This is a genomic window from Paenibacillus glycanilyticus NBRC 16618 (genome assembly GCF_004000805.1).
Classification (GTDB): Bacteria; Bacillota; Bacilli; order Paenibacillales; family Paenibacillaceae; genus Pristimantibacillus; species Pristimantibacillus glycanilyticus.
In genome coordinates this window covers 106,068-119,319 of record NZ_BILY01000004.1, presented here as the reverse complement: position 1 = coordinate 119,319, position 13,252 = coordinate 106,068, and the positions used below count along the sequence as shown (strand labels likewise).

Annotated in this window: 10 protein-coding genes; 7 read left to right on the top strand and 3 right to left on the bottom strand. The window is 43.1% G+C overall.

The window, feature by feature from the left end:
* Positions 1–53 precede the first annotated feature (53 nt).
* The 5 genes from PGL01S_RS04190 to PGL01S_RS04170 all read left to right on the top strand — a co-directional run bounded on the left by PGL01S_RS04190 (position 54) and on the right by PGL01S_RS04170 (position 8,377).
* On the top strand, positions 54–2,099 hold the full coding sequence (locus PGL01S_RS04190) for a beta-galactosidase (RefSeq protein ID WP_127491729.1): 2,046 nt from the start codon (positions 54–56) through the stop codon (positions 2,097–2,099).
* An 800-nt stretch (positions 2,100–2,899) separates the two neighbouring features.
* Complete coding sequence (locus PGL01S_RS04185) at positions 2,900–5,845, top strand: Ig-like domain-containing protein (RefSeq protein WP_127491726.1); 2,946 nt, start codon at positions 2,900–2,902, stop codon at positions 5,843–5,845.
* A 561-nt stretch (positions 5,846–6,406) separates the two neighbouring features.
* The gene (locus PGL01S_RS04180) at positions 6,407–6,802 is read left to right on the top strand and encodes a hypothetical protein (protein ID WP_127491723.1); all 396 of its coding nucleotides are present in this window, start codon (positions 6,407–6,409) and stop codon (positions 6,800–6,802) included.
* A gap of 91 nt (positions 6,803–6,893) precedes the next feature.
* On the top strand, positions 6,894–7,739 hold the full coding sequence (locus PGL01S_RS04175) for a WG repeat-containing protein (RefSeq protein ID WP_164775376.1): 846 nt from the start codon (positions 6,894–6,896) through the stop codon (positions 7,737–7,739).
* A 152-nt stretch (positions 7,740–7,891) separates the two neighbouring features.
* Positions 7,892–8,377, top strand: coding sequence for a hypothetical protein (locus tag PGL01S_RS04170; protein ID WP_127491719.1), 486 nt, complete (start codon positions 7,892–7,894; stop codon positions 8,375–8,377).
* Positions 8,378–8,608: 231 nt separating this feature from the next.
* On the opposite strand, the gene PGL01S_RS04165 is transcribed toward PGL01S_RS04170, so the two are convergent.
* The gene (locus PGL01S_RS04165) at positions 8,609–9,211 is read right to left on the bottom strand and encodes a LysR family transcriptional regulator substrate-binding protein (protein WP_164775375.1); all 603 of its coding nucleotides are present in this window, start codon (positions 9,209–9,211) and stop codon (positions 8,609–8,611) included.
* Between the two features lie 432 nt (positions 9,212–9,643).
* On the opposite strand from PGL01S_RS04165, the gene PGL01S_RS04160 reads away from it, so the two are divergent.
* Positions 9,644–10,186: an SMI1/KNR4 family protein gene (locus tag PGL01S_RS04160; protein ID WP_164775374.1), complete on the top strand. Its 543-nt coding sequence runs from the start codon at positions 9,644–9,646 to the stop codon at positions 10,184–10,186.
* A 229-nt stretch (positions 10,187–10,415) separates the two neighbouring features.
* Positions 10,416–10,958, top strand: a complete 543-nt coding sequence (locus tag PGL01S_RS04155; protein ID WP_127491713.1) for an AAA family ATPase — start codon at positions 10,416–10,418, stop codon at positions 10,956–10,958.
* Between the two features lie 101 nt (positions 10,959–11,059).
* Here PGL01S_RS04155 and PGL01S_RS04150 read toward each other — a convergent pair whose 3' ends face one another.
* Together PGL01S_RS04150 and PGL01S_RS04145 are read right to left on the bottom strand one after the other, a co-directional pair.
* Positions 11,060–11,848 carry an alpha/beta fold hydrolase gene (locus tag PGL01S_RS04150; protein ID WP_127491711.1) on the bottom strand — a complete coding sequence of 263 codons (789 nt, stop codon included), beginning with the start codon at positions 11,846–11,848 and terminating at the stop codon, positions 11,060–11,062.
* Positions 11,849–12,181: 333 nt separating this feature from the next.
* Positions 12,182–13,249 (bottom strand): stalk domain-containing protein, encoded by a 1,068-nt coding sequence (locus PGL01S_RS04145; RefSeq protein WP_127491709.1) that lies wholly within the window; start codon positions 13,247–13,249, stop codon positions 12,182–12,184.
* Positions 13,250–13,252: the final 3 nt, after the last annotated feature.

Below are 13,252 nucleotides of genomic sequence, written 5' to 3'. Positions count from 1 at the left end.
GGGCGTCCACTAAAATGGAGGTAGAAGCAAGATACGCTAAGGAGGATGTCGCTATGGCAAAATCGATCCAAATGGACGAGTTAACATTAGGAGTCTGTTATTATCCGGAGCATTGGCCGGTGGGGTTGTGGGAGGATGATTTCCGGCGCATGCGGGAGATGAATATCTCGGTGATCCGGATGGCGGAATTTTCGTGGGCGATGCTCGAGCCGCAGGAAGGGGTGTTTGACTTCAGCTTTTTCACGCGGGTGATGGATCTGGCGCACCGTTTCGGTCTGAGAGTCATACTGGGTACGCCTACCGCAACGCCGCCGGCTTGGCTGACGCATAAATATCCTGAGGTGCTGAATGCAACGAAGGAAGGCGTATTGATCAAACACGGCATGCGCCGCCATTACAATTATTCCAGCGCGAAATACCGGGAGCTTTCCCAGCGAATCGTGCGCAATATGGTGAACGCTTACAAAGACCATCCTGCGGTTATAGGGTGGCAGATCGATAACGAATTTAACTGCGAGAAAAACGTGTTTTATGCCGAAGCCGACCATGCCGCATTCCGGGTATGGCTTAAAGAAAAGTATGGGACGTTGAACAATCTCAATAAAGCTTGGGGTACGGTATTCTGGAGCCAGACTTATACGGATTGGGAGCAGCTGCACCTGTCGCAGACGGATACGCCGAACCCGCATCTGGCATTGGATGAGAAGAGATTCATTTCGGATAACGTCATTTCGTTCGCCAAGCTGCAGGCTGATATTATCCGCGAGCTGGCGCCGCAGCATTGGGTAACGACTAACGGACTGTTCGGCCATCTCGATAATCATAAGATGACGGATGAGCTGCTCGATTTCTTCTCGTATGATTCGTATCCGCAGTTCAGCAGCGTTTTCTATAACGATAATGAGATCGCTCCGCTGCTCGATCGCCAATGGAGCATTAACCTGACTACCGTCAGGTCTATCTCTCAGAACTTCTGCGTCATGGAGCAGCAGTCCGGCCCCGGCGGCTGGGTTGACCGGATTGAGATGGGAACGCCAAGACCGGGTCAAATCCGCTTATGGTCGTATCAATCGGTGCTTCACGGAACCGATCTGCTTGTCTATTTCCGCTGGCGCACGGCAACGTTCGGTACCGAAATTTATTGGCATGGCATCAATGACTACCACAACCAGCCGAACAGGAGAGTCAAGGAAGTAGCTCAAGTAGGCGGCGAGTTCGCGAAGATCGGATCTCTTATTGCAGGGACAACCTATCAAGCGGAAGTAGCTTTTATGCAGGATTACAACAATAACTGGGATGGGGAAATGGATGTATGGCATGGCCCTCTGCAGTGGCAGAGCATGCGTTCCTGGTTCAAGCAGCTGCAATACCGGCATATTCCGGCAGATTCCATTTTCTTGCGTTCCAATACAACTCTCGAGGATTTGGCCAAGTACAAAGTCATCGTCTATCCTCATTCGGCGATTATGACCGATGAGACCGCCGAGCTTCTGACCCGCTATGTGGAGCAGGGTGGGAAGCTGTTCCTGGGTGCCCGTACGGGGTACAAGGATGTGAACGGACAATGCTACATGCGTCCATTCCCGGGTCCGGTTGCCGGACTATGCGGCATTACGGTTGAGGACTTTACGCTTGTCAAAGGTAAAGTGAACGCGGCGGAGCTGCAATGGGAAGGACGATTGTCCGCGGGAACGAAGGCGGTTGGCTTCAACGAGGTGCTTAGCGTTCAGAACCCGGAAGCGGAAGTTGTCGCCCGTTACTCGACCGAATATTATCAAGGGGAGCCGGCTCTAACCCGCCGGAACGTTGGGGAAGGACAAGTCTGGTACTTAGGGGCTGCTTATAGCGAGACGGTAGTCGACGGAATTTTGGATGAGCTTGGTTTAAGCTCGCCTCTCGCAGACCGGATCTCCGCGCCGGCCGAAGTCGAGATCGGAATTCGCGCTTCCAAGGATGCTTCATACGCCTTCCTGCTGAACTATTCGGATAAGCCGGTAACGGTTCAAGTGAAGCAGCGCGTTACGGACCTCCTGACAGGGACAGCACTGGAAAACGATGTAGCGATGCCGGCATACGGCGTTATGGTGTTGGAGCTTTAATGTACTCAGCCCCCGCGGGAATAGTCCTGCGGGGGCTTCTTGCTAGGCAAACAAAAAGCCTGCGGCAATCAGCCGCAGGCAACAATAGAGAATATATAAAGGGGGGTCTTGTCTCTTATTATAGTAGCCGATAATGAAAGGAACCTGAGCGGAATATTACAGGAAGGTTACAAGTAAGGTAGTTCCCCTTCACAGGTACAATGAGCTGGTGTGGGAAAACAAAGTTCTTTAATTGTAAATAAAGTTGTTTAATGAGAAATAAAGTTCTTTAACTGATAAGGAATAACTAACATTCTGTGAAAATAAAGTTCTTTAATACTTCTTGTAAGTGGGAATTTCCCACGCTCACGGAAACAGAGTAAGCTGTCCGTCGAGAACCAGAACATCTACATACCGCCGGGAGTCGCATAAACTGCGACTTTTTATTTTTATAATATGTTTGTTTATCATTTCGTTGCTAAACAATCCCTGTCGATGCGTAACCCCTTCGAACTGAATGTATCGGATTTAAACATATGGGCTTAAGGTTACGTATAGGCAGCCCTCTAATGTAGTTCTTTTGGGCCTTAAGAATGGTATAATAGACACATGTAAACATTGAGAGAGGAGTTATTTATTGGACTAAGGAGGGTGACAACATGACAACTAACATTAATTTCTCTTATAAACACCTTCTTCAAGTAAGTTACATTTTGTCCGGAGTGTTGCGCAGGTAAATATTACCGGCAATACTCCCCACGGTAACATTGGATATATTCGTCTATTGGCGTTTATATATAAAATCATCTGGGGGTTTAGGCATGTTGTCAAGGAACACAGCTAAGAAATACTTAGCAAGCATTATGGTTTTTGCACTTATTTTTACCATGCTTAGCAGCATCGCGTCTGCTAACGCCGTATTGGTGTCGGTCTATACGAACAAGGAAACGTCAACCATTGATGTTGGTACTTCCGAAATGTTCACTTTGACCGCGTACTACGGAGGCTCTGTTACGGATGACGTAACGCAATTGGCAGACTGGTCATCGGATGATACTAGTGTTGCAACTGTCGACGTGAACGGTCAAGTCACCGCTGTTAGTGGCGGTACGGCTACGATTACAGGGGCATACGGAGGTTATTCTGCGACGATTGAGATCACAGTTCCGGGAGCTCTTCCAATTATCACAAGTCTTACCGCAACTCCAAGCTCTTTAGCATTGCATATGGATGATACGGCTCAACCTATCACCATTACTGCAAATTGGAGTAACAACACTACAACCAATGTGACGGGTTTGGTTGATTGGACAATTTCTAATTCTGATGTAGTTGATTTTGATAGCGCAAGCACTTTCTTGCCTATTAGTGTTGGAACAGCTACGATCAATGCTGTCTACAATAATGTATCGGTAGACATTCCTGTAACCGTTAATCCAGTTCAGGCTCCTACGTTGAATTACATAACGTTGAACACCGATAACACGACAACTATGGCTGTTGGAGATTCGATAACTCTTGTTGTTACAGGTCACTATTCAGATAATTCTACTGCTGATTTGACTTCCCAAGCGACTTTCGTCAGCAACTTCCCGAATTCTCTTTCGGTAGGTCCTGCGGGTGTAATGACAGCTCTGTCTACAAATTTCTTACCACCGGTCGTTACAGTAAGTGTTGGTGATGTGCAAGCATCGGTAATGGTAACAATTAATTCCGGTTCACCAGTTCTTCAAGGGATTACTGCGGGTCCTTCCGCTCCTTCTTTGATCGTTGGACAAACACAACAATTAACTGTTACTGGGAATTACTTGACTGGAGGTCTTCCTAGCGTTGTAGATGTTACAAATTCGTCTGCATATGTTTCTTCTGACGAAGATGTTGCTACAGTTTCTAGCGCAGGACTTATCACTGCAGTGGGCATAGGCTCGGCTACTGTTACAGTGACAAACGGTGCTTTCACTAGTACGGTTGATGTTACAGTAACGGCGGCTCCACCTACTTTCACAGGTTTGTGGATTGATTCTACTAACGTAACAATTACTCAAGCAGTGACTCATCAGATTGTTTTGAAGGCAAATTACAGCGATGATTCTCAAATTGACATTGCCCCAACACAAGCTACTTATAGTTCGAACAATCCGTTCATTCAGGTAAGTGCTAGTGGTGTGATTTCGTCGATAGCCATGATGCCTGGAATAACAGGTGTTGTTACGGTGATATATAACAATCTTCCACCTATTACTATCAACGTAACTGTTGCCGCAATTATGCCACAACCAACTCTGTTGGCTATGACTGCAACTCCGGGATATCATACTCTCGTTGTTGGACAAACAGCTCAATCGACAGTATCTGGTTTGTTCTCGGATGCTTCGACAGCTGATGTAACTAGCCAAGTTGTTTGGACTACTTCGGATGCAACTAGAGCAACTGTAAGCTCCACAGGTTTGATTACCGCAATCGCACCTAACCTTGGTCCAGTTACGATTACTGGTACTATCGGTTCGGTGGTAGTAAATATTCCGATTGCTATTACTGCGGTTCCTGTTACAACTACAAGTGTAACTATCCAAGGTAACTACCAGAACAATTCGGTTCCGGTTGGAACTAGTGGTCCGGTAATTGCATCTGCACTTATGTCTGATATGACTTCTATTTCGAACCTTGGTTCCTTGGCTACTTGGACTTCTTCGGATGCGAGCGTAGCTACAATCGATAACACTGGATTCGTTAATACTCTGAGCGTAGGTACAACTACAATTACTGTAACATACGGTGGGCAAACTGATTCTGTAGTTCTTACTGTAGTTCCGGTTGCTCCGACTGTAACAGGCATTACGGTTTCCCCTGCTACTACAACAGCAACCGTTGGAGGTACTCGTTCTTTGGCAGTAACAGCAGCTTATAGTGACACAACTACAGCTACTGTAACTTCGCAAGCCACGTATTCGTCCAGCAATACATCGGTTGCTACGGTATCTACTGCAGGTGTGATTACTGCGGTTCATTATGGAACAGCCACCATTACTGTTTCATTCAGTGGACATACGGCAACTTCTGTGGTCACTGTGAACTCGGCAGTAGTAACAACACCACCTCCGGTTGTGGCACCACCTACGGCGACTATACCTACAGTTCCGACTCTTGTGCATCCTGTTGCAAATCAAGATATTGTCAGCAATACTCTGATTATGAACATTCTTACTAAGGCTGCGACAGGTACTGCTCCTAATTTCGTAGACGTACCTGCTACTTCTTGGAGTTCGAGTGTAGTTGATAAGGCTGCTAAAATGGGTATTGTTGATGGTAAGGACGCGGAGCACTTTGACCCTAATGGTAAAGTTACTCGGGCAGAATTCTCAACAATGATCATGCGTGCTTTTGGAATCACACCTACTCAAGGTCAAAGTTTCGACGACATTCAAGGTCATTGGGCAGCTGAATCTATTCAAACGTTGGTTAATAAAGGAATTCTGAAAGGTTACACTGACGGAACTTTCCAACCGGAGAAAGAGATAACTCGCGAAGAGATGGCGGCAGTTCTTGCTCGTATGATTAACTTTGTTAAACCAGAAACTAACCAGTTCGCTGATTCGGCTAACAGCTGGGCAGTAAACGAAATCAATGCCCTTGCTAACGCAGGAGTTGTTGGTGGAGTTGGTAACGGTCAGTTCAATCCTCAAGGTGATGCTACTCGTGCTGAGTCAGTTGCGATGATCGTTCGCTTGATGGAAACTTTAGTTAAACCAGCAGACAAACAAGCTTAATGTTCTTTAGGGCCTCCCTATCTTCTGGTAGGGGTTCCCAATAAGACCATAAAGGCTGCCGAGTGCTGGAGCAGCTGGCTAGAACGATTTTATCTGGAATAGCGACATAGGTCGTTATACAAGTATTGAGTTTAAATTTCTCACTCAACAGTGGATTACGCTAATGGGCACGTTAGTTGATGACAACAGCGGCAGTCTAAGACTTTATTTTTCAAGTCTTGGTCCGCCGCTGCTGCTTTTAATGGATCAGTCTAAAACTTTTTTTTCAAAAGCTGACGATCCTTCAATTCAAAAGCCGCGTTAAATCAATGACTCCAGTCTAATACTTTATTTTCACCGAACATGAGCGGTAGTTGCCGCAGAACATCTACTATTTAATGGGAGTCGCATAAATGGCGACTTTTTTATTTTTGAGCAGGGTTCTTGTTTGTCGTCCTTCTATACAGACATGCTGGATCCCCATTTTGCACGATTTATTAAACGGGAGAATAGTTCCAATATGTGGTATTATCATGTTGGACTAAGGGCTTAAATACTCTTGTTATCGAGAGGAGAAAACATTTGAAAAAGGAAATAACCATAACCATAGAGATAAAGAATAAAAAAGCAAAAGCTCTATTAGGTCTTGGAGTAATTTTAGTCTTCCTATTCTTTTTGTGGTTTTATAGGGAACCTATTTCTTCCACCGATATAGAACTTAATGAAGTAAAACACTCAGGCAACCAACTAATTATTGATGGCATTTATAAGGATATGTGGACACGTTATAAAAGCTACTCAATTCAATACGTAAATACAGGTAATTCAAACTATGCAATATTAAAAATATACGGCGGTATTATTGGCAAGCGAGATATACATATCGAGACAAATGCAATAAACAACAACAGACCACTTTACCTTTACTATAAGCAACTAGAGGCAAGGACAGAGGACGTAATAAGACAAAACAAATAAACGAATTAAAGTATTAAACTATCGGGTAACATTAGTTTAAAACTACACAATGTCGGATGACTAATTATTGTTGAAAATGAGGTATAAGTGTATGCAACATATTATTAAAGTGGTTAGATATCCCGTAGAAGTGAATGGAAAATGGGGATACATTACTGTTAATGGTCATTCTTTAATGGATATAAATTATGATCAAGCAGGTCCTTATTCGAATAATCAGGCATGGGTTGAAGTTAATAATAACTATCTTATCATTGATAACAGTGGGATTGTTTTAAAAGAATATACATATGAAGAAGTTGAAGGAATTCTCTCATTTTCTGCAAATCTATATCTATTCGAGAAAGATGGAAGGTATGGTTATTTAGATAATCGGGGTATAGTGATCAATGCTATATATGATGAAGCAAGTCCATTTGATAATGGTGCTGCCTTTGTAACCCTTAAAAATATATCTTATTTTATTGATATTAACGGTGAGGTAATTAATTTTAATAATGATTATAAGGTTCAAGAAGATTTCTCTGAGGGATTGGCTCTTGTTTCAAATGGGAACGAATACGGCTATATAAATAGGTCCGGGAATCTTATAATTCCATTTAGTAAGCACCTAGGAAGTAGCTTTAGCGAAGGAATGGCTTTTATCTTTAACTCTAAAATTATGAAGTATGGATATATTAATACATCAGGTACTGAAGTTATAAACTCTAAATATGATGCTGCGTTACCATTTGTTAATGGACTGGCATTTGTAAGGGAAGGGAAGGAAGCAAAAGTAATTGATATTAATGAGAACATTAGGTACTCTCTTCCAGAGAAATGTTCTATTGACGTTGATTCTTATCTAAAAGGTCTCTTATTTTATAATATAACTGTCGATGGAAAAGAATTGGTCATAAATAGGATGTCAGGTGAAATTCGATCCTTCAGTGAATGATTAAATACCGAACATATAAAGATTCGTGAGATCCTCAAAAATAATATCCTAACAAAGAATCTATGGCTTATCTCGAGTTCTAACAATAATCCCTTATCTTGCAACCTTCCTCTATTTCCGAACGTCGATTAACTGATGAAAAGGGGGGCATTATGGAAAAAAAGATGATTACACTGATAGCCATTTGCTTCATTCTAACTGGATGCTTTTCTAATCAAACGAAAAATGAGCCAGTGAATGTGAATGATAAAGTTAAGCTTGTGACGGAAAACGAAAACAATCTTACTTTGGATAAAGTGATAACCGCTTTGAAAACTGAGGGAATTGAAATGTTTAAAGAGGAACTGAATAATGATTGGGTATTAAATAACGTTAACGGCAACAGGTTTTCTGTGTCTCGATCAACTGTAAAAGAACTTTATAAAGAGTACATTTCAATATACATTTTTAATTCAGAGACAGCTCGAAAAGAAGGTTTGAATGATTTTAATCATCAAAAGGAAAAGTATGATATGCAATTACCAAACATCTATGAATACAAAAATGTTCTTATTCTGTATTGGCATAATGAAACCGTAGACAACGCGAAGAATGCGAAACTTAATAAACAAATTGAAGTGGCAATTCATAGGATTTAAGTTTAGGAGTTCGACATTAAGCTAAGACTGGGAACATTAGCTGAATAAAGAAGAAAGGCCGCCGGTAATTATGACCGGCGGCCTTTCTCTTAATTTAAGGGGAGGAACTATTATGACAGTTTCTAGGTAACAAGTGAGGCAGCCTTCCGGAGAATCAGTTAGTGAATCGAACGGATCTTTTGCGACATTAGGTTAATGGACTTTTTCGGACTTATTTCTGCCAGTAATAAATTATGCTTTTCTGAAATAGGGTCTTAAAAACTTCCCGATATCCTCAGACTGAGATAGAAGCGAAATTGTTCTTCTAGCTCGGGCATCGTTAAGGGGAATGCTAACTAAAGAATGATTTGCTATATGTTCAGATACTATTTTCGGTACGAAAGTGATGCCTGCACCTGCTGCTACATAACCAAGGATGAAATCATTGAAGAAGACCTCGGTTTTTATCTGAGGATGAAGACCCTCTTCTAGCATTAATGATGTTAATAGTCTGCGTATGCTGCAATCTGGCGGGTTCAATATTAGCGGTTCATTTGCTATATCGTGTAAAGTGACAGATGGATACTTGGACAAACGATGTGTTGGATAAACGACTGTATAATAAGGCTCAATGAATAGATCTGCATTCCAGATTGAAGAATGGACGGCATTTTTCTCAAGAACGGCACCGTCGAGTTCACCGCATTTCAGCATTTGATACAATTCCATAGACGTGTTGCGAATCGTAACTTTGACATCTATGTTTTTGTTTTCCAATTCGAAAATGACTTCCGGTAAATAATTTGCTGCCAAACTAGGCAGCGTGCCTAAATTGATCATTTGAATATTGTTCACATTTATCATATCGTTCTTGAGAGTGATATCTATGTGACGTCCGACCATGATGAAGCAAAAAACTCGGTCATTGATCTATTACAAGGCGTTCCATTTCGGATAATGGACGCGGGCAAATTGATGAACAACAGGACGATCGAGAGGATGACACTGTTTGAACGCGATTCCAAAAAAGGAACATTAATGAGATCATTTTAAACGAGCCACTCAGGATCAAGAAAGTACAACTAGATCCATTATCATAAATTTAAAGGGAGGACAGACAGCCGTAGAAGCTACCGGTGCTGATCGGTGGCTTTGCTGCGTTAATGGATAGGGCATTTCCAATATTTGGTATAATAATGCGAGTATAATACATTGGTTCGACAGCGCTAAGTACCCTTATAAACATACTCAATTCACTAATTGGTAGATACAATGGAGGAGGATACATTGAATACTCTTTTCTTAACTCTAACCAACTTAAAAGAACGATTGATAGAAACTCCAATCATTAAAGTCCAAAGAGAACTAGGATATTTGTTTGAAAGTTCCTTTGTTTTCCATAGTGCATGCACAGAAGAAAGAATCAATGAATTTACAGAAGAAACTGCATTCAAAATTCCACAAGATTATCGTGAATTTTTACTTATTCATGATGGTGCTATTCTTTTTCAAGATGAATCTGGTCGGTCTAATCCCTCTTGGATAATCTTTGGTATTGATGATATAATTGACTATTTGAATAAACATCATATACCCGAGCATCTATATCCCATAGCTAAATATGGTCAAACCGTTATTTTTGTTAATGGAGATCGTGTAAACGAGGGTAGGGAAGACTATTTATTTGACCGTTCAATTTATGATTCGATTGATAGTGAAGGTGAAGATATTAAACTAAATTTCGAACTGTTCTTTGAGCGCCTAATTGTTTCACAAGGATCTCATTGTTGGTTTTGGAATCAAATTAACTCTACAAACTATTCAAGATAATATGAAAGAGTGGGCAATCCCACTTATCTTTCATGTCTACTGGCTCATAGGAGTTCAGCTCTAACGGGAGTTCAGAACAACCATTCGGCAGCTGATTCAGTGAATCAGCTGTCGTATTTGTTGAAGTAAAGGGCAGAAAAGCGGAATAAATCAATTATGGTGAAATTCGCCCTTTGATCAGTTATTTCTTCCTGTACAATACAGGTAAAAAGAAAAGGAGGATGCTCCTATGTTGTCGGAAGGTCCCAGCATTATTTTAATTACCGGGATAATGGCAAGTGGAAAATCAACAGTGGCGCAGCTACTCTCCGAACGATTTGAGAAATCGGTGCATTTGCGGGGAGATATTTTCCGAAGAATGATTGTGCATAATCGTAAAGAAGTTCGTCCAGACGCGGGAAGTGAAGAATTGGATCAGCTACGCCTACGATATCGGTTGGCTGCACAATCCGCGGAGACGTATCACGAAGCAGGGTTTACGGTTGTCGTTCAAGATGTCGTCATTGGACCTTTGTTGTATGATTTTATTTCTTATATCGAAAGCCGCCCTCTATATGTGGTGGTGCTTTGCCCGCACTCGTCGGTTGTTACGTTAAGGGAATCTATACGTTCAAAGAAAGGTTATGGTGCTTGGACCGTTGAAGGGTTAGATAGTGTACTACGAAATGAAACACCTCGAATTGGACTGTGGTTAGACTCATCTGAATTAACCCCTGAAAAAACCGTTGATGAAATTATCACAAGATTGCAGAATGAAGCGGTAATATTATAAGTGATTGAGCGAGAAACAATAGTTGAAAACAACGTAAAGGCAGCTGGTCAGAGGATCAGCTGCCTTATTTATTGAAGAAGGGAGGCTGCCGTTTTCTTCATTTAGTTCATTACAGTGAATTCCCGGAGTAATTCATTTAACTTGTCGCGCTCTTCGTAGAACGAACCGTGGCCGCTGTACATGAACGGCACGAGCCGTGAATGGGGGATTTTTCGATGCATCTCTTCTGCCTGGCTGAATGGAATAACCTTGTCGTGAATGCCATGCACGATCAGTGTCGGCACTTGGATTTTTGGCAGGTCGGCATTCAGATCAAGGTCGCGCAACGTGATGATGATCGCGGCCGTTGACCAGCCGGCAGCTTGCATGCCTATCTGATTGAACCAGTCCGATAATGGCTTGGTGATGTACTGGAAGAAGAAAATGTCAGTTACGCCGCGCAACATATTTGCCCTGTCGTTCAACGTTTGTTTCAGCAGCTGTGCTGCAGTCTCCTTGGTGAAGCCCGTTGGCGCTGCCGCGTCTATTAGCACAAGCTTGGATACGTCTCCGCCATTGTAACGCACCACGTACTTGATAGCTATTGCGCCTCCGGTCGAATGTCCGACGAGCACGAAATCTTTCAACTGTAGCACGTCAACGACTTTGCGGATATCGTCCGCAAGCCGCTCTAAAGTATAACCGCCATAGGGGCGATCTGACTTGCCGAAGCCGCGCCAATCGATACCGATGCAGCGAAACCCCGCGCTCGGCAGTACATCGAACTGATACTCGAATTGGTCATGGCTGAACGGCCAGCCATGAAGAAACACGATCGTCTTGCTTCCTCCCGGGTTGATGTCCTCAACGTAGAGCTTTACCCCGGGCTCTACCGTTACGTAATATCCCACTGTCGTTGCCTCCGCGAATCAAAATCCTTTCTCGATAGAATACGCGACACACGCCCAAACGTGAACTGTATAAGACCGTAATTCTTAGCTGACGAAGGAGAAGCTTCTCCTTGTTAAGGAAGGATATTGACTTCTTCCCACGGACACAAGATGGCGAGGGGGATTAGTAGCGGGAAGCAGACTGTTTAATCAAGCTCCTGACCTGACAATTAAAACATTAATTGAAAACAACAAGCCGGCTGCAGATCAGAGATCCATTGCCGGCTTGTTGTTGAAGTACCTAATACGAATTACGGAGCGCATCAGTCGGCTTACTGGAAGGTGTTCTGTTCTTTAATTCGTTGCGTGTTGCTTGATCAAGGTAACATCCTTACTGTTGGCGTCCTTATCATCGAAAGATGCGCGGAAAGTCGGGAGCAGCTGATCCGCTACCCATGTATGCTTTTCCACTGAACCATTGCCAATAAAGATCTCGATATAGTATGTCTTCTCCGGCAACCGTAGGATCCAGAATTGAGAGTACGTGACGGAAAACGGTTCATTATGGCCGGCCACAAAACCGACGAAACTGCCGTCGCTTGTCTTCAATGTCCGCTTCTGAATCGTAAACCAAGACGTATGGATTTGCTTCTTCAGTTGCTCCAACGACTCGTCCTCCGTCAATGGCTTCCCGCCGTCATCCGTCCATATCGTAACAGTGAAACTAGCGTTCGGATTTGCATTTAGCGATCCGCTCCAGTTCCAGGCTCCCGGATGGGTCTCGAATCCAAACAAACTAGTGGCGGTCGGTTCGCTCGGGTTATAAAGCGGTGCCGCGATCGACCAGCTATCCTTACTGCTGCCTATACGATGCTTGCCGTCGACGAGAATATCAGCCGCTCTCGTAATACGAATCGTCTTATTCTTCCTGTCAAGCTTGACTACGGCTTCAAGGGACTCGGCAAAAACCCGCAACGGAACCATAAGGGAGCCTTGCTTCTCTACCGCCGGCTGAGGAAGTTTTACAACTTTGCCGCCCACTTGAGCTTCCAGCGCGCCAAGTTTTACATAAGCACTGTAATCCCGATACGATTTGCTATTCAATGTGAAAGACTTTTCATGGGCACTATTAAAAAATTGAATGTTTAGCTCGAACGCTTTCATTAACACTCTAACGGGTATCATTGTGACGCCTTTTGTTTCATACATACCTTGAACTTTTATTTCTTTGCCATTTACTAAAGCCGTATCGCTGCCCAGCTTCAGCTCAATCTCTATTCCCGCAGGTTGAGCATCGGCAGCACTTGTTACCAATGGAGAAGCAGACAGCCCTCCTATTAACAGAGAAACAATTAATATAACCGCCACCAAATAAGCGATTCCGTTTTTCCTCCATTGCTGCGGCATAATTTGCAGGTTCAACGT

What these genes read in the sequence shown, in the direction of transcription:
- PGL01S_RS04190 (WP_127491729.1), top strand. Translation starts at nt 54, where the DNA reads ATGGCAAAATCGATCCAAATGGACGAGTTAACATTAGGAGTCTGTTAT.
- PGL01S_RS04185 (WP_127491726.1), top strand. Translation starts at nt 2,900, where the DNA reads ATGTTGTCAAGGAACACAGCTAAGAAATACTTAGCAAGCATTATGGTT.
- PGL01S_RS04175 (WP_164775376.1), top strand. Translation starts at nt 6,894, where the DNA reads ATGCAACATATTATTAAAGTGGTTAGATATCCCGTAGAAGTGAATGGA.
- PGL01S_RS04170 (WP_127491719.1), top strand. Translation starts at nt 7,892, where the DNA reads ATGGAAAAAAAGATGATTACACTGATAGCCATTTGCTTCATTCTAACT.
- PGL01S_RS04155 (WP_127491713.1), top strand. Translation starts at nt 10,416, where the DNA reads ATGTTGTCGGAAGGTCCCAGCATTATTTTAATTACCGGGATAATGGCA.